The sequence below is a fragment of the Candidatus Sericytochromatia bacterium genome (genome assembly GCA_035285325.1).
Classification (GTDB): Bacteria; Cyanobacteriota; Sericytochromatia; order S15B-MN24; family JAQBPE01; genus JAYKJB01.
This window is the reverse complement of sequence record JAYKJB010000063.1, coordinates 99,152-117,202: the sequence shown is the minus strand read 5'-3', so window position 1 is coordinate 117,202 and position 18,051 is coordinate 99,152. Positions and strand designations below refer to the sequence as shown.

Genomic DNA, 18,051 nt, shown 5'->3' with positions numbered 1-18,051 from the left:
AATGCCCGGTCACCCCGTGCCCGACCTGCGCGTTTCCGCTGCCGATAGCCAGCTTCGACCAGGCCTGCCCACGCTGTCGCAGCAAGGTGGCCGGACAACTCCATTGTGGCGGCGGTTGCCACGGTTGCGACCTGGGGGACTCCCGTTGACTCGGCGAATTGAAACGTTTCGCCTCGTGATTCCGCCTCCGGGTCCGGGTCCCAAACTGCCGCAAATCGAGGCTCACCTGAACAAAGCTGGCGCGTCTCCGGTGCGCTGGGCGGTGGTCCAATGCAATGACGAGGCCTGGACCATTGAAGGAGCTCGCTGGTGTTCACAGCCGTCCACCTGATTCCCACCGGTGTCGGAGCCGCCATTGGTGGATTCGCGGGCGATGGCGGCCCCGCCACCAAGTTACTGGCCAGCGTGGTGGACTGCCTGGTCACGCACCCCAATGCGGTGAACGGCGCACAGTTGCTGGCCCTTCCAGCCAATGCCCTGTACCTGGAAGGTGCTGCGCTGGACAGCTGGCTGGCAGGAAGACGGGCGCTCAGACCAGTGAAAAGCAGGCGCATCGGACTGCTGATCGATCGGGCCGTCGAACACATGCCCGCGGGAAGTCTGGACGTCTTGATCCACGCCGTGGACGCGGTGCGAAGCGTCCACGGCGTGCCGATCCTGGGCTGGGAGCTGACCCCACGTCCTCTCGGTGCTCGCACCAGTGTGGCGACTTCCGGCCTGAGCGAGGGAAGCCTGCAGGACCCGGATGCCTTGCTGGATGGCGCCCGCGCGTTGATGGCCAGCGGTGCCGAGGCGATCGCCGTGGTGGCCGATCTCGGCCCGCTGGACCCCACCGCGGCCGAGGCCTATGACCAGGGGCAGGGGGTCGACCCCATCGGGGGCCTGGAAGCGATCATCTCGCACCTGCTGGTCGAAACGCTCGGGGTACCGGCTGCACACGCCCCGCTCTGGCCATATGCCCCAAGCCTCCCGGTCGCTGTCGACCCGCGCGCAGCCGCCGAGCACCTGGGCCACACGTTCCTGCCTTGCATCCTCATGGGGTTGGCAAAACATCCCGAGCTGCTCGCGCCGGAAGCACCGCCCCGCCCGGGCGACCTGGGGCCGGCAGCGGCCGATGCGATCGTCCTGCCGCAAGGATGTCTGGGAGGACCGGGGGCGCTCGCCGGCCTGGATCGCGGCATTCCCCTGGTGGTGGTGGAGGAAAACACCACGCTGCTCGAGGTCACGCCGGCACGCCTCGGTTTGGGCCCTGCCGAGGGAGTCTGGCCGGTGCGCTCCTACTGGGAGGCCGCTGGCCTGCTGGCCGCCTGGCGCCTGGGTCTCGATGCGCGCACGGCCCGGCGCCCGATGCCCGCCCTACAGCGTCTGTCACCCCCCTTACACCGGCCCACCCCGTGCGCGATGTCACAATCGATTTGTGACGATTGAAAAACAGGCCGGACACCTTGGCGTGCTATCATCCCGGCACCCGGGTGACACGCATCAAGGAAGGGCTCCTCTCCATGACTCCAGTGCGAGAAGACCTGACCGGCCAGCGACAGCTGCGGTTTCACTTTCAAGGCGAAGCCACTCCGCTGCATCTGTTCAAGCATCGAGGCGAAAGCACCCATCAAGCCTATCTCAAGGCCCTTGCCTACGCGTTCTGGCGAGAACAGGGTGAGCTGACCTTCGACCCTGCGACGGATTACAAGGTGACCCCCAGCCTGGCCTGCCTCGACCTGACCGGGGAGGTCCGGCTGTGGGTTCAGGTGGGCGACCTGCCCCTCGACAAGCTTGAGTACGTGCTGCGCCACAGCGACGCGGACCAGGTGTGCTGGGTGCAGGAAATGGCGGTGGGACCAGCCAATGTGGCCGAATTCCAGGCCGCCTGTGACGCGCTGCTCCAACGCGTGAAGCGACGGATCCACTACCGCTACACAACCAAAAAACTGTGCCTGCTGATATTCGACAAACTCGAGGACTGGTTCGAACCGGATGCGGTGGCCCTCCCGGAAGCGCACTACCGCTTCATACGCCTCTGAAGCCTGGTCAAAACGCCGGATGCCAGGTAAATTGGGAGGATGGTGCGTATCCTCACCGTCGGCCCGTTTCAAGAGAATTGTTACCTCATCCGTCGCGGCGACGATCTGGCCGTGGTGGACCCTGGCGAAGAGGCCGATCGCCTGATCGCAGCCATCGAAGCCGAAGGCGCCAAGCCTCGCTACATTCTGCTGACGCACGCCCACCTCGACCACGTCGGAGCGGCCGCTGAGCTTCAGGCACGCTTTGGCATTCCTCTCTACGTGCCTCGCGACGAGGTTCGCTTGTTGGAACAATTGCCGTTGCAGTGCAGCCTGTTCGGGATGCCCCCGATGGTCGCGCCTCGCATCGACCACTTGCTCGATGGCGGCCAAGCCCTGCCGCTGGGTGACACCGTGATCGAGGCGGTGCTGACCCCTGGGCACTCTCCAGGGGGCGTGTCGTATCGAATCGACGACGAGATGTTCGTGGGCGATACCATTTTTGCCGGCAGCGTGGGGCGCACCGACCTGTGGGGCGGCTCCTGGGAAACGCTGAAAGCCTCCATCGAAACCCACATTTTCTCGCTTCCCGACCACACGGTGCTCTATCCCGGACACGGGCCAAGCACCACCGTGGGACAGGAACGCTCCCACAACCCGTTCTTCAACTGATCTCGCAAGTTCTGACGAAAGAGGCCTCACTCCATGAACGCACGCGCCCAGTCATGTCCAGTCCAAGACCTCCAGGCGGAAGGCCTGGTGGTGGGACTTTACGAAGGAGAAACCCAGCTTACTGATACCGCGCAGGCCATCGATGCGCGCGTGGGAGGCTTGCTGGCGGCCGTCCTGGCGGCGGGTGACTTCAAGGGCAAAGCCAATCAGACCGTGCTGCTGCACAGTCCGAGCACCCCGATCAAGCGGGTGGTGCTGGTGGGACTGGGCAAGTCGGGTGACGCGACGCTGGAAACCATTCGTCAGGCTGCCGGGAAAGGCGTCACGACCCTGCGGGACGTGAACGTGAAGTCGGTCACCCTGGCCCTGACCGAAGACGCGCCACGCGGCTGGGCACCAGCCAAACCCGCCGGACGTCAGGAAGTGGCTCAGGCCGTCACCGAGGGGGCCTTGCTGGCCCTGTTTCAGATGAATGACTACCGCACCCGCGACCTGGATGAGATCAAGACGGTCGACGCCGTGACCATCTGGAGCACCGGTCCCAGCGAGGAGATTGAAGCAGGCGTCAGTCGGGGAAGCATCCTGGCGGATGCGATCCGCTTCGCACGCACCCTGATTATGCACCCGAGCAACGTGGCCACGGCCACTCGCATGGCCGAGGATGCCCGGCAAGCCTGCGAAGCGGCGGGCATTGCCGTGAAAATTTACGAGAAAGCGGATCTGGAAGCGATGAAGATGGGCGGCATTCTGGCCGTCAACCAGGGCAGCGAGCATCCCCCGAAGTTCATCGTGATGGAGTACCGGGGCGGAGCGCCTGACGAGAAGCCCATCGCGATTGTCGGCAAGGGAGTCACCTTCGACACCGGCGGCATTTCGCTGAAACCGGGCGAGGGCATGGAAAAGATGAAATACGACATGGCCGGTGGTGCGGCGGCGATCGCCATCATGCTCGGCGCCGCCCGTCTCGGCATCCGGAAAAACCTGGTGGGCCTGGTCCCCGCCACCGACAACATGCCCAGCGCCACCGCCCTGAAACCGGGTGACGTCTTCACCTCCTACCAGGGCCTGACGGTGGAGGTGCTCAACACCGACGCGGAAGGCCGTCTGATCCTGTGTGATGCCCTGACCTATGCCGTCAAGGACAAGCAAGCGGCAGCCATCATCGACATGGCGACCCTGACCGGCGCCTGCGTGGTGGCGCTGGGGACCGAGGCCGTCGGTGTGCTGGGCAACCATCAGGGGCTGATCAACCAACTGCTACAGTCGGGGGAAAAAACCGGCGATCGCGGCTGGCAGCTGCCTTTGTGGAAGGAATACAACGAGTTGTTGCGCTCGGATATCGCCGACATGAAGAACATTGGTGGCCGCGAAGCAGGCACGATCACGGCGGCCTGTTTCCTCCAACGGTTCGTGGGAGAAACCCCCTGGGTCCACCTGGACATCGCGGGCACCGCCTGGACGGAAAAGGAGCGCCCCTACCGCCCCAAAGGCCCCACGGGAACGCCCATTCGGGCGGTTCTGGATACGCTGGAGAACTGGCCGACGCTCTGATTCAACCGGTCCAAACCCCCGCCCTCGGGCGGGGGTTTTTTTGGTGCCTGGGCCGCGGGGTATACAAGGGGCGTCCCGGAGCGGGGACGTTCGGGTAAAGGGTGCTGCACGTGCAGGATGCGATCGACCTCGGCACGAGGTTTCGCCTGATTCGTGAACTTGGTCGAGGCGGGATGGGCACCGTCTACCTGGTGCATGACCAGGCCAACGGTGCCGAAGTGGCCCTGAAAGCCCTGAACCAGGAACTCGCCAACGCCGTGGATGCCGAAGAGCACCGGCTGCGCTTTCAGCAGGAATATCGCGCGATCGCCCGCCTGAGTCATCCCAACATCTGTCAGACCTACGATTACGGCACCCTGCCTGACGGACGGCCCTACCTGACGATGGAATACATCGACGGTCAGGGACTGGACGAAGCCACCTTGCCGCTCTCCGCGGAGGAGATCGCCCCTCTACTGCGCCAGCTGGGCGCGGCGCTGTCTTACGTGCACCAGCAGGGCCTGGTGCACCTGGACTTGAAGCCGGAAAATCTTCGCCTGACGCGGGATGGCGTCCTGAAATTGATGGATTTTGGCCTGATGGGTCATTCTGGGCAGGTTTTACCAGCCGTGCGCGGGACGCTGGCCTACCTCGCACCCGAAACGGCCCGCCTGGGACCGATCGACGCCCGCGCCGACCAGTATTCCCTGGCCATCTTGCTTTTCCAGTTCACCGTCGGAGAGCTGCCATTCCGAGGCGATTCGCCTCTTGCCCTGCTGAAAGCCCATCTGTCCGAAGCTGCGCCGCCCCTGGCTGAGCGCGCGCCGCATGCGCCCCCCGCACTGGCCCGAGCCATCGATCGAATGTTGGCTAAAAACCCAGGCCAGCGCTTCGCTTCAGTCGAGGCCGTGCTCGATAGTCTGGGAATGACCAGTGGCCAGGAAGCGGCCCTGCCGCTTTTCTCCCCGCCCCTGGTGGGACGAAGAAGCGAAATCCATCAACTGATGGACGCCGTGGCTGATCTCACCACGAAACGACAAGGCCAGGCACTTGCCCTGCAAGGAGAGGCAGGCACGGGAAAAACGCGCCTTCTGGAGGACGTGCGGGTCCAGGCGATGATCGCCGGACAGCTTTGCTTGTCGACACGCGCACGCAGCGATCAGCCTCCTTATGCCATTTTCACGGCGTGGCTGCGGCAAGCCTTACCCGTGCTCCAGTCCGGAGCCTCGGGAGAGCTCTCGGGCATCCAGGCGCCCCTGAGCGCCCTGCTTCCGGAACTGCGACCCAAAACCCCTATACCGCGGCTGGAGCCGGACGCCGCCAGGGTGGCACTCGAAGCGGCCATCATCAAAGCCATGCACCTGCTGGTGGCCCAGGCCCCTTGCTTATGTCTGGTCGAGGACATGCAACACCTGGACGGTTCCTCCCGGGCGCTGCTGGAGCGCTTGTGTCAGGAGACCAGTGAGCTGCCGTTGCTGGTCCTGGGAAGCTCCCGCGAGCCCCCCCTGGAAACGTTCCGCACGCTTCCGCTGAGGAGTCTGGAAGTCGAGGACTGCCGTGCCCTGATTGGAGGGGTACTCGGACTGGACAGCGTCTCTGCAGGTTTCGCAGAGACGCTGAGTCGTCACGCCGGCGGAAACCCCGCCGCCGTGATCGTGAGCCTCCAGAAACTGGTCGAAACCGGGGTGATAGTTCGAAAGGGCCATGTCTGGGAACTCCCTCACCTGCTGCACGACGTGACCTGGCCCGCGCTCGCCACCGACAGCTGGCTGGACCGCCTGCCGACTCTCACGGCCGCAGAAGCTCAACTCGCCGAATTCGCCGCCTTGGTGGCAGGTCCGTTCTCGCTGGCCACGGCCCGCCGATGTCTCGAACTGTCTGACCAGGATCTGCTGGACGCCGTGGAATCTCTGCGTCGCGCCGGGTGGCTGGACCAGCGGGAAAACCTCTACGAATTGAGCGCCGTCACGTTGCAACGCAGCCTTTATGAGCGCATCCCAGCCGAGCGCAGACAAGCCGGTCACGCCGAGATCGCTCGCCAACTTGAACCCTTGATCGCCCCCGAACTCCAGGGTCTGACGGGGCAAGCGCTTCAGAAGGCCGTGTCTGCACAGTTGGCCCTCGGTGACATCGCCCTGCTGGCCCATCACCACGTCCGGGGTCCTCTTGACGCCCGGGCAGCCCGCTGGGGCTTGCTCGCAGCGGAGGGCCACCTGGCGGTGCTGGCGCTGGAAGCGGCCGAAGACCTGCTTGAGCGGGTCATCGCGGCCCTGCCTGAGGGCCCTCAATTGCCGATGGATCCCCATCTGCGGTTTGACGCCCACAACCTGATGGCCACGTGCCTTCATTGGCGTCACGACCTCCCACGGGCCAAGCAGCATATCGAATGGGCCGAAGCGGAAACCGCCTCCAGACTGGACCCACATCGAGAACTGGAACTGCTGGTCACCACCGGCAAGTATCACTCCCTGAATGGGAATTCCGAGCTGGCCCTGACCTACCAGCAGCAGGCCAGTTCCCTCGCCAGAACGTTGGACCGCCACAGCACCGGGCTGCGTGCCGACATCAATCGGGGCCGCGCGCTGTTTTTTCTCGGACGTCTCGAAGAAGCGCAGGCCATCTTTTCAGAGGCCAGGACCAGCGCACGCGAACTCGGTTGGCCCGGTTACCAGGCCACCGCAGCCTCTTTCCTCGGCTACCTGCGCGCAAGCCAGGCGGTGGAAAGTCGAGACGAGGGACGGTCGCTCCTGAACGAGGCGATCGCCATTCAGGAGGCACAAGGCGACAAGAGCGGCCTCGTCTACAGTTTGAATCTGGCCTTCGAGGTACAGCTGCTCCATGGCCGCCTGCTCGAGGCAGAGGCCACGTGCCGCAAAGGTTGCGAACTGGCGCGGGAAATTCGCGCCGTCGATGATTACATCGTCGGCCTGCTGAATCAGGCGATCGCCAACTGGGAACTGGGTCGTCTGGAGGACGCCGCGAGCAGGGCGTCGGCCTGTCTGGAGGTCGCCACCGCCCATCAGCACGTGATCGCGGCCCCGATTGCCTGCGCCCTGCTGGGCCTTGTGCGGGCCGTTCAGGGACAACTCGACGCGGCCCAGTCACAAGCTCATCGCGCCCTCGCTCAGGTGCAGCCGGAGCAAAGCTACACGTTTACGTTGGCAGGACTCTATGTGGCTGAAACCCTGCTGCTGGCTGAGCAGGCGGTCCAGGCGGCCCCTCTGATCGCACAATTGGAACCGCTGATCCCGTCGGACGATGACAGCGAAAATCGGATCCGGCTGCTCCTCGTGACGGCGCTCTGGCAGCGCAGCCAGGGACAATGGAGCGAAGCCCTACACCTGACGCAGCGAGCCCTGCGTGGCGCCGAACGTTTGGGAGCACCTTGCTTGGTGGCGCGCGCCGCCCTTCAGCATGCGGAACTCCAGGCCAAGGGAGAACCGGATCGTCCTTTGACACCGCCGCCCGACCTTGAAGCCCTGCGCCAACTGGGTGGGGTGCTATACCCCTTGCTCGGTCACTTGACCGTGGCCGAGGCCTTGCGAGTAGATGGACAAATGGCCACGGCGGCCGAGCACTTTACGCTGGCCCGCGAACTGGCGACCGAGATGGGCGCCCCGCGCTATCAGGCTCGCGCGGAGTTTGGCCTGTTTCGGACGTTGGCCAAGCCCGAGGAAAGGCAAGCGGCGCTGCAGCGGGCCCAGTCGCTCCTCAATGCGCTCTGCGAGAACCAATCCCCCGATCTACGCAGGGCATTGAGTGCCCATCCGGAAATTCTCGAAATCCTGGAGTCAACGGGTCGCGAGGCTCCGACTCGGGAACATTTCTCGGCATCGGAAGAAGCGACGTTCACCCATCTGCAAGGCCTTCACCGCGACCTTCAGGGCATCTCCATCCAATACGAACGCCTGTTTCAAGAATGGACGCGTCAGACGCATCAACTCGAACGCCTCAACGCGCTCGCGCGTCAAATCAACGACTCGCTGTCCCTGACCAGCGTGCTGGAGCACAGCACCAAACTGGCCCTGGAACTCACCCAAGCGCAACGTGGCCTGTTGTTTCTCAAGGCCGAGGATGACGCGCGCCCCCCCGATCTGATGGCGGCCTTCGACAGCGAGGCACGCCCCCTCATCGAGCCAAGCTATTCGGCGTCGTTGCTGCAGCAGGCCCTGACTAGCGGTGAGGTGCTGTCGATCGCGGACATCGGCACGGACGAACAACTCCTCGCACGCGCCTCGATCGCGGGGCTCAATCTTCGCAGCGTTCTTTGCGTGCCCCTGCTGACCCAAGGAGAAACCCTGGGCGCACTTTACCTCGATAGCCAGGCGCAGTTGTCGCCCTTCATGCCCAGCGACCTCAGCGTGGTCGAGGCGATCGCCGCCCACACCGCCGTGGCCATCCGAAACGCCCGTCTTTTTGAAGAGAAAACCAGGCGCGCCGCCGAACTGGAACGCGTGATCGCGCAGTATCGAAGGGTCGATTTCGACGCCGGCACGTGTCACCTGACCGGTTTGCGCAATCGCCGGTTCCTGGAGGAAGTGGCGGAACGGGAATGTCAGATTGCCCGCCGCTATCAGCGCCCCCTGAGCGTGCTGACCTGCGAACTCGCCCCCCTGACGCCGCCCCATCAGAATTGGGGGCAGGCGGGCAGCGATGCCGTCCTGAGGGCCGTTGGCTGCGCCCTGGCGGCGGCGTGTCGGGCCATGGACACCCCTGCTCGTTGGGACGACACCACCTTCGCCGTCCTCTGTCCGGACACCCGGGCGACCGCCCTGGAGGCCCTGGCGCTCAGACTCCAGACAGCCATCAGCGCCCTCCAGATCGAGATTTCCCCTTCGCTCCCCCCGATCACCGTCAGCGCATCATTCGGCCTGGCCGATTTTCTGGCCGAGGATGCCAGTTCGGCGCCCATGTTCGACAAAGCCCAGCGGGCCATGCGCCAAGCGCAACGCCAGGGGAAACCCGCCATCGTTTGCTGGCAGCACCCGTCGGCCAGCCAGGCCAACCTGTGAGCAAGCTCGACCGATTGCAACGCTTGGACCTGCTCGATGGTTCGCCCCTGGTGGCCACACCGCCGGCTGCGCCGATTCCCCTCCAGCTTCCCCGGGGGCCCGTCGACTGGAATGGGAGAACCAAACAGCGCTGGTGGACCCAGTTCTCGGAATCGCCCTGGCACCTTCCGGCCAGCGGGGCGGAGAGCCTGCGTGCCACCATCGGAAATCGGTGGGGGCTGGCCGCCGATAGCGTGGCGCTGGCCAATTGTCAGGCAGGCGCGTGGAGTGCCGTCCTGACCGCTTGGGGTTGGCAGCATCCGTTGCTCTATCCTGTCCCCACCAACCCGTTGTACGCGCAAGTCGCGCGGGCGCTGGAGATTCAGGCGATCGCGGTGATGACCGGGGCAGACTTCTCGTTCCCCCTCGGTCAGGTCATCGCAGCGGCACGCGCCCACCAAGCGGGTGTCGTGGCCTTGAGCAACCCAGCGGAGCCCAGCGGTGGGCTGATCACGCGGGATGAGATCCTGACCCTGGCCAGGGAAACGGAGGCGTTGGTGGTGGTGGACGAACGGTTGGCCATCTGGAGCGGCTTTTCCGTGGCCGATGCCATCCCTGAGGTGGAAAATCTGGTCGTCATCCAGGGTTTGGGAGCAGAAACCGGGGCCGCCGCGTTCGAAGCCAGCTGGATCCTCGGTTGCCCCCGCGTGGTCGCCGTGTGTGGCCGCGTGCCCGGCGCAAACGGCCTCAATTTACCGGCAGAACTGGCCGTCCGATGGGTCCTGGAAGAAACCGACGAACTGGGATATGACTTCCGAGCCATGTGCCAGGCACGGGAAACCATCCGCGCGGCCCTCAGTCAGCTGGACGGGGTCGTCAGTTGGCCAAGCGCGGCCCCCTACCTGCTGGTGGGGACCACGCTGCCTGGGGATGAACTGGCCGCCGCGCTTCTGAAACACGGCATCGCCACTCAGACGTTTGCCCGTCCCCCGCTACGAAATTGCATTCGAGTCTTCGTCGGAAGCGAGCAGGAAAATCAAGCCTTCATCGCGGCGATGACCCAAACCTTCAAGCGGTTTTGAAACCCAACCTCTGATTTCCTTCAGGTTCCGCCCCCCGATGGGGAACCAGGGCTTTCTGCTATCATGCTGCCCGCCCGGCCCTGTTCCCTGTTTGAAAGTCCCTCCGATGCCAACGACCGAACCATTCCATCCGTCGGGTTTCCAGCGACACGCCGAGGCGTCCCGAGAGGCCCTGCTCCATCTGGCGCAGGCGTGGATCGCCATTCCAAGCCCGGCTTGTCATGAGGGCGACTTGGCGGCGTCCGTCCTGGAAGCGTTGACTCAGGCCGGTTACGATGAGGTGTTTCAGGATGAAATCGGCAATGTGGTCGGGCGCATCCGGGGGGACGGCACCGGCCCCTCCGTGCTGTTTCTCTGCCCCTTGGACCATGCCGAACCCCTGCACGCGGAGGAATGGCGCTACCCTCCCTATGCCGCTCAACTGACCGACGAGGCCCTTCACGGCTGTGGCGCGAGTCAAAACAAGGGAGCGCTGGCGGCGATGCTCACGGCCGGACGCATCCTCAAACACGAACGGGGTGGCCTGCGGGGTGACGTGATCGTGGCAGGCGTCGTGCAGACCCAGGTGTTTGCTCACATCGGGACACGCGTCCTGGTGGACCGCACGCTTCCTGAGCGGGGGATCCAGTTCGATCTGTGCGTGGTGGGGCAACCCACGGGTTTGAACCTGGCCCTCGGGCAACGCGGGCGATTGGAAGTCGAGCTGACGACGGTGGGCCGCGTGTGTCACGCCGGTGCTCCCTGGCTGGGCAGCCACGCCATCCTGGCGATGCAGCCGGTGCTCGCGGCGGTCCAGGAGTTGGCGTCGAATCTGCCGTCGCATCCCAACCTGGACCGTTCGACCCTGGCCGTGACGGCGATTCGCAGTGCGCCACAGGCCCCTCAATTGGTCCCGGATCGCTGCACCATCAGTCTGGATCGCCGCTACCTTCCCAGCGAAAGCACGGACGCCGCCCTGTGGCAGCTCCAGTCGATCGTGAATCGCATCGCCCAGGAAGATACGGCCTTCACGGCCGATCTGCAGGTTCGTCGCCTCACGGCGACCAGTTTCACCGGCGTATCACAGGACGTGGCGTGTGTGGCCCATCCGTTTCTCACCGACGCAAGCCACGCCCTGATTCACCGGGTCGCGCGAGGCTTGCAGGAAGTGGGCCAGAATCCCGTGCAGACGTACTGGCGACTGCCGAGCGACGCGGCCTATGTGGCCACGATGAAACGTATCGTCACGCTCGGCTATTCTCCTGGTGATGAGAAATTTGCGGAAACTCCGTTCGAACACGTACGCCTCGATCGTCTCATCGCTGCGGTAAGTGGGTATGCGGCAATCGGTGCCGCGATCGCCGGGTGAGATACTGCCGTGTCAAAAAAAGAAGAATTTTCCCTCAAACCCAAACTCTTTGACGGATTGCTGGTGCTAGGCGCCGACAATCAGGTGCTGGCACACAATCGAAGTTTGTTGCAGGCGCTGTCGGAGGTACGCGCCGAGGAGGCAAGTCCACGTCTCCAAGCGATGTTGGCGGAACCAGCGGTGATGGAACTGATTGCCCGCGCCCGTCGCGACGGAGAGGCCCCGTTGCTCGAACTGGTGGGGCCGGATTGGTGGCCGGACCGCACCCTGGCCGTCAGTGCCATTCAACGCGGCGAAGAAACCATTCTCAGCGTTCATGATTGGACGGACGTTTACAAGCTCGGAACCATGCAGCAGGACTTCGTGGCCAACGTCAGCCACGAATTGCGAACCCCGCTGACGGCGATCCGGATGGCGGCTGAGTCGCTCCAGATGGGTGCCATGCGCGATGAACGAATGCGTGCGAAATTTCTCAACAACATTCAAGGCGAAGCGGACCGGCTGACTCGCCTGGTCAATGAGCTCCTGACCGTGGCCAACCTGATGGGGCGACCGGTCTTGCACATGTCGTCCTTTGACCTGCAAAGCCTCTCCGAACAGGTCGAATCGACCTTGCAGCATCACGCCAAACTGGCCAGCGTGACACTGCTGGTGAACTGTCCGGAAGAAGTCCCCACCATCGAAGCTGACCGTGATCGCCTTCAGCAGGTGCTGATCAACCTGGTCGACAATGCCATCAAATTTACCCCTGCCAGCGGGACCGTGACGCTCGACATCGGGGTTGCGCCCGGAGGTTCCGAGGTGCTTTGCCGCGTGATCGACAGCGGGATCGGTATCCCCCCCATCGACCTGCCGAGAATTTTTGAGCGGTTCTACCGGGTAGACAAGGCGCGTTCACGGGTCACGGGGGGCGTCGGGCTGGGGCTGTCCATCGTGAAGGACATCATTGAGGCCCATCACGGCAAAATCACCGTGAGCAGTGAAGTGAACCGAGGCACCACCTTCACGATCGAGCTGCCGGTCAAACAACCTCAGACCGAACCCGTTGCGCTGAGCTGAGGTCGCTGGGAGCCGGACGGAAGATGGGCAGCCATCCCGGTTCCTGAACGGCCTGTTGAGCAGCACGGGGCCTGTGACCGGAGCCCTTGTGCGTGGCTAGGCCTGCTGGCAGAGTGGGCAACAAGGAGCCGATCACCCGGTGGCTCTCGCCGAGGAGTAATAGTTCATGTTCCCGCAGCGCCCTCGAGGCAAAGACGTGCGTGACGCGTGGCTCCCCACGCTCACCGCCCTGTCCGTGTCGCTGGTGGCCTGCGCCCCGTTCGACCCCAGCCCGATGGGCCCCGTCCTGCTGTTTGGCCTGATCGGGGGCCCCCAAACACAGGCGCCAGGATTCTCGCAGGTGCTGTTTGGCACCGCCGAAAACGGTCGCGGGCTGATGGCCAACGCGGAAGTCAGGGTTTTCAACGCGGCCACGGGACAGGCCATCCCGATTCGCTTCTTCGACTCCGGAAAGTATCGCCTCTCGCAGACCGGTCCTCGCACCGACGCTCAGGGCCGCTTCTCGTTTCACATGCCTGTCCCACGGAAAGGCGACGTCTACCGGGTGGTGGTGAGCGACGGCAAGTACAGCGTGACCACCCTGATCGCCACCATTTCTGCGAAGCAGGGGCGCCAAGAAACCTTGGTCTTCAGGTCCCTGTCGACCCCCGCCAACGAATCCCTGCCCAGCAAGCAAACGGGCTTTCAGTTCCTGCTGACCCCGGCCACCACACTGGCTGACAACTGCGTCAGGAACCTGATCCCGCTCGCCCAAGCCTTGACCGATGACGCCGAGAGTCAACTGTTCCTGGAGGTCCTCAACAAAGGAGAAAGCCTGGCCAGGCAGATCGCCAGAACGTTCACCGCCAGCGAGCTGGATACCCTGTCTGAAGTCGTCGATGCCAAAGGGACCATCCAGCCGGCCTTGCTGGCAGAGGTGATGGGCGAGGCGGGCCTGGGGCGAGTCTTCCGACAGACAGTGGCGGAATCCTTACAGGTGCTTTCCACGCTGAAGCAAGATGGTGGGAACCTGGACACCTCCGTCGAAACCGGGCTGACCCAGGACGATCTCGGGGTCCTGGCGTCGGCGGGCTTCGACATCACGATCACCGGCACGGTCATTTCCATCGCCGGAAACGGGGTCAACCTGAACTTTGACCTTCCGAACGAGGTTGCCACGCCCAGTATCCCGATTTTAGAGCCTTTTCCGAGGCCAACCCCCACGGACTCGGTGTCCAGCGGGGGAGGCTCGAGTCGCCGCAGTGCTCCACCAACGCCCACACCGGGCCCAGAGCCTGCAGAATTCGATCCGACCTTTACCGTCAGTTACCTGCCGGGCACGCAATCGCTGCAAATGACGGTCAGTCAGACCGCGGGGCAGGAGGACGTTTTCCGGATCATCGCCAGGCTCTCCAAGGCCCGAACCGGGGCTGTTTTCACACCGCCGCCCGCCATTCTGGCGGAGGGCACCAGCAGTTCTCCGATCGCAAGCGGCACGCACCGGGTCGAAGCGGGCGGAGTCGCCCAGACGTGGCCCCTCAGCCAGCGCCTCGGGGGAGGAAGCCTGTCTGGTCCCGCGTTCGTGGGGAGGTGGAAGTACCTCCCGAGCAGCCATCCGATTGCGGATGTGCAAGTATTCGATACAGCTGAACACGTGTTCGTGGTCCTCAGCTATACGCTGAACGATGCCGTGACCATCAACCAGGGACACACCACCACCATGACGATCCTCCCAAGTGTCCTGAGTCTTGACCAGCCCACCTTGCTGGCCAATCGCCTATCCCCTGTCACCAACGTGGATGTCGACATCTTCTCGCGAGGCGGCAGTCTGGTCGAATTCAGCGAGAACATCCAGATTTCCCCTTAGGTACGCCTCGTGAAGCCTCAGCAAGCACGATGGACCTGGTTGGGATGCCTGTTGGTGAGCGTGACAGCGTGCGCGCCTGAACTGCCGAACGCCAGTGCGCCTCCTTTGAGCGCCACGGACTTCAACGACGACGACCGCGAACCAACCGGCGTGCCCCGTCCCGCGATCTCCCCTGGGACGCCACCCTCTCCCGAGGTCACGTCGAACCCGTTTGACAGCCTGGTTGAGGACGTGATCACACCCACCCGTTTCACCCCGAAGGTGAACACCATCTTCGACAGCCTACCGGCCAATGGAACACCCGAAACCAGCATCGACCTGTACCAGACCAAAGGCGAGTTAGAGGTCCGAGAAGTCCGCTTGCTGCTGGAAGGGGCGTCATTTCACTTCGCGCGCGTGATGGTCGGCTCGGTCATCGGGGATGGTCAACTCGATATCGGAACCCCTCCCAAAATGAGCCTACCCGCCCAGATCACGGTGACAGAGACCGACCAGAGCACCTTCGCCGTGGCGGCGGTCAAGGCGCAAAACCTGGTCGCGACGGTCTATGTGGCGGACATTCGCCTGAAAATGAATGACGGCCACTTGTCCGTGGTGAGTGTGTCAAATTTTGCCCGGGGCAATGACCGCAACGGGCAGCGCCTGACAGAAGCGTCCGCACGCATCACCCAGAGACTCTATCCGGGATACCTGAGACTTCCCGCACAGCCAGGCCGAATGCGCATGCGAACCCTGGTCTACAGTGAGGCGGATCCGGGGACTGGTCAGGAAGCCCTGCGAATCTTCCGAAAGACGCTCACGATCACGGGCTGAAATCCGCCTCCAAGCAACGCGCCAATCGGGTGAGCAATTCAGGGGAAGGCCCCCGAACCTCCAGGGTCTTGTCGCGACAATGCCCACCACGCGTGATCGTGATATCCCGGCGGGGCCAGTCCAACCAGTTCGCGATGCAAGCAATCAGCGCCTGATTCGCTGCCTCCTCCACGGGCGGCGCCACCACTCGGACGCACAGTCGCCCATCGCGCATCCGATCGACCCGCGTTTGGGAAGAACGGGGAATCAGGCGGACGAACAAGCGCACGCCGCCAGCAAATTCCTGATAACAGGCTGCCGCCATTCGACACCTCCAAATAAGACTGATGGGGGGCAGTGAACCAAACACGCGCCCCCCTCCTCCGTGACCGCCCAGACCGGCAAAAAAGCGCCAGCAGCCCCCGCCCCCACGGCGTCAAAACCGCTGCAATCGCGCCTGTCGTCAAGGGAACCACCAGGACCATCTGGACTCGTGGCCCCGGAGCGCCAGTCAAAGCAAGAGTCATCAAGGAGAGGGCAATCCCCACCGGGGCAGAACGACGTCAGGAAACCCCCTCCAGTTTGCCAAACCTGCATCAGAATCTCGACTCCGGCCCTGAATCTCGCCGAAGACCAACTAATTACCACCGACGCCCCATCCAACCTCAAAGCGTTAACCAGGAACCGAAGACCACCCACTGGCGGCGGCAATGCGGTGCAACCCTCACCGAACAGCCCATTCAGCGTCCCATCGTCGAGCTTAAGACGCCTCCCCCACCCACCTCCCTCATCGAGAAACGAGGCGCGAAGCGCAATAAAAAACCCCACCCGAATTTCCTAAAAATCTCACCGTGCGACCTTTACACGGCCAAACAGAATTACATGCTTCGACAAGCAAGTTGGACCGGGGACGGAATCAGGACACTTCTCTCGACAAGCATCTCAACCTCGAACGCCCCGACCCCATGAATGCAAAAGTTGACTCCGCTTGTATCTACAATCTCCAGAGCCGAAACGCGAGCAATAAACCCGAACTCGCACGCAATGACAAGCATCCCTTTGCCGGCTCGACCTGTCGCACCCGAATGGCCTGCTTGTATAATAAAGCAACAGGAGAGAAGGAGCACTTAAATGAGCAACCTGAAAGCGTATATCCGCGCACGACGCGCCGAGCTGGGTATCAGCCAGCGCGCCCTCGCAGAGCTATGCGACCTGCCTATCGGCACCATCGCAGGCATTGAATCGGGTCGAGATATCAAGGCACCTCGCCCTGCGACGCTCCAGAAACTGGCAAACGGCCTCAAAACCACCTATGCCTGGTTGGATGGATTGGTTCGCGAGCTCGGCGAAGCGGAATTGAAGGCGAGCGTGCGATGGGAGGAAGACTACACCTATCGCATGTTTGACGAACTCATGCAGTCGCCCCATTTTCCTGAAAGCGAGCGGATGTGGCTGGTCGCCAAGCTCCGAACACTCTGGCAGAGCCACGCCGCTCCGGAATCCACCTGAAGCCGGTCAGCCACTGGCTCGTTCGAGAACCGAAATAATCCAACTTCAACTGGGATAAAATCCTTAAAACCCAGACAGCGCGTTCACTTGACACGCAAGCCCCGTAGCGCCCCTGATGGGGGGCCTCTGTTCTGGCACGCCACAGCTCCCCAAGAATGGCTCCATTAGACGACCAAAAGAACTTCTTAAGGCCGTCGCCACCGTTCCGAAGGACGCCCCATGTTGCCACCCACAGAGGCATTCATTCCAATCACCACGCTGATCCTAAGGAACCAACCGAGAAAACCAGTGGAACATAAAAAGCGGCTCCTGGGAGGCCGCGTCAAAGACACGGGCTCGCTTTTCATGACAAGCAATCCAATTCCTGCAAGCGCCTCACAGCAAGGCCCCTATGCTTCTAAAAACATGCAAAGAAAAAACAACGTGCAGCAGTGAGGCTATGGTGATTTTAATAACAAGCACAAGATCTCGACGGCCAATCCAAAAACACGACACCGGTTGTTATTACAAGCACTCCAGTAAGCGAAAAATGACTCCGCTTGCAATCTAAATCACCAAATAGAAAAGTCGAAGAACCGCTTCATGCAATAGCTTACAAGACCTGTGCGCGCGACCGCTTCCCTCCACACCCCCAGGCCAAGCAGGCCGAGTGAGGAGTTCAACCGTACCAAAAACGGTGCGCCTCCTCCCGTTGAACGTAGCCAACCAGGCGAAAACGAGCCGGTCTCGTAGCCAGACGCGGGTAAAATGGGATCAGCCACTGAACCAGGAGGTCTCACGATGTCTCGTCCCCTGCGAATTTTGATCGGAAAACCCGGCCTGGATGGTCACGATCGCGGCGCCAAGGTGGTCGCGCGTGCCCTGAGAGACGCCGGCATGGAGGTGATTTACACGGGTTTACACCAAAGACCCGAGGACATCGTGCGGGCGGCCATTCAAGAAGATGTCGACGCCGTGGGTCTGAGCCTCCTATCGGGCGCTCATATGACCCTGGTTCCGGAGATTTGCAAAGGACTTCGCGCGGAAGGCGCTGCCGATATGCTGGTGTTCTGCGGTGGCATCATTCCTCAGGAAGACATCGAGGCCCTCCGAGACGTGGGAGTCCACCACGTGTTCGGTCCCGGAACGCCGACGGACGACATCGTCAGCGCGATCAGGAGTGCCATTCTTCAAGATAATTCGACCCGGGCGTAAACCAGGCCAAAACGAGCGGGTGATGGGC

13 protein-coding genes are annotated in these 18,051 nt (G+C 62.9%); 12 read left to right on the top strand and 1 reads right to left on the bottom strand.

Features of this window, described 5'->3' with window-relative positions:
- Window positions 1-309 precede the first annotated feature (309 nt).
- From VKP62_08955 to VKP62_08910, 10 genes are all read left to right on the top strand, one after another.
- Entirely contained in the window at window positions 310-1,428 is a 1,119-nt protein-coding gene (locus tag VKP62_08955; GenBank protein ID MEB3197318.1) for a DUF3326 domain-containing protein, read from the top strand.
- A gap of 74 nt (window positions 1,429-1,502) precedes the next feature.
- A complete protein-coding gene (locus tag VKP62_08950; GenBank protein ID MEB3197317.1) occupies window positions 1,503-2,021 on the top strand; it encodes a hypothetical protein in 519 nt (172 codons plus the stop codon).
- A gap of 39 nt (window positions 2,022-2,060) precedes the next feature.
- Window positions 2,061-2,672 (top strand): MBL fold metallo-hydrolase, encoded by a 612-nt coding sequence (locus tag VKP62_08945; GenBank protein MEB3197316.1) that lies wholly within the window; start codon window positions 2,061-2,063, stop codon window positions 2,670-2,672.
- Window positions 2,673-2,705: 33 nt separating this feature from the next.
- A complete protein-coding gene (locus tag VKP62_08940; GenBank protein ID MEB3197315.1) occupies window positions 2,706-4,223 on the top strand; it encodes a leucyl aminopeptidase in 1,518 nt (505 codons plus the stop codon).
- Window positions 4,224-4,333: 110 nt separating this feature from the next.
- Window positions 4,334-9,214, top strand: a complete 4,881-nt coding sequence (locus VKP62_08935; protein MEB3197314.1) for a diguanylate cyclase — start codon at window positions 4,334-4,336, stop codon at window positions 9,212-9,214.
- Window positions 9,175-10,275: an aminotransferase class I/II-fold pyridoxal phosphate-dependent enzyme gene (locus tag VKP62_08930; protein MEB3197313.1), complete on the top strand. Its 1,101-nt coding sequence runs from the start codon at window positions 9,175-9,177 to the stop codon at window positions 10,273-10,275. Before VKP62_08935 ends, VKP62_08930 begins: the two co-directional genes overlap by 40 nt.
- Window positions 10,276-10,381: 106 nt before the next feature.
- A complete protein-coding gene (locus VKP62_08925; protein ID MEB3197312.1) occupies window positions 10,382-11,623 on the top strand; it encodes a M20/M25/M40 family metallo-hydrolase in 1,242 nt (413 codons plus the stop codon).
- Between the two features lie 9 nt (window positions 11,624-11,632).
- Window positions 11,633-12,682: an ATP-binding protein gene (locus tag VKP62_08920; GenBank protein ID MEB3197311.1), complete on the top strand. Its 1,050-nt coding sequence runs from the start codon at window positions 11,633-11,635 to the stop codon at window positions 12,680-12,682.
- A gap of 196 nt (window positions 12,683-12,878) precedes the next feature.
- Window positions 12,879-14,528 carry a hypothetical protein gene (locus tag VKP62_08915; GenBank protein ID MEB3197310.1) on the top strand — a complete coding sequence of 550 codons (1,650 nt, stop codon included), beginning with the start codon at window positions 12,879-12,881 and terminating at the stop codon, window positions 14,526-14,528.
- 54 nt (window positions 14,529-14,582) lie between these two features.
- The gene (locus VKP62_08910; GenBank protein ID MEB3197309.1) at window positions 14,583-15,341 is read left to right on the top strand and encodes a hypothetical protein; all 759 of its coding nucleotides are present in this window, start codon (window positions 14,583-14,585) and stop codon (window positions 15,339-15,341) included.
- Here VKP62_08910 and VKP62_08905 read toward each other — a convergent pair.
- A complete protein-coding gene (locus tag VKP62_08905) occupies window positions 15,331-15,645 on the bottom strand; it encodes a DUF167 domain-containing protein (protein ID MEB3197308.1) in 315 nt (104 codons plus the stop codon). The two genes, VKP62_08910 and VKP62_08905, sit on opposite strands and share 11 nt — an antisense overlap.
- 806 nt (window positions 15,646-16,451) lie before the next feature.
- On the opposite strand from VKP62_08905, the gene VKP62_08900 reads away from it, so the two are divergent.
- On the top strand, window positions 16,452-16,829 hold the full coding sequence (locus VKP62_08900) for a helix-turn-helix transcriptional regulator (GenBank protein MEB3197307.1): 378 nt from the start codon (window positions 16,452-16,454) through the stop codon (window positions 16,827-16,829).
- Window positions 16,830-17,609: 780 nt separating this feature from the next.
- Window positions 17,610-18,023: a cobalamin B12-binding domain-containing protein gene (locus tag VKP62_08895; GenBank protein ID MEB3197306.1), complete on the top strand. Its 414-nt coding sequence runs from the start codon at window positions 17,610-17,612 to the stop codon at window positions 18,021-18,023.
- Window positions 18,024-18,051: the final 28 nt, after the last annotated feature.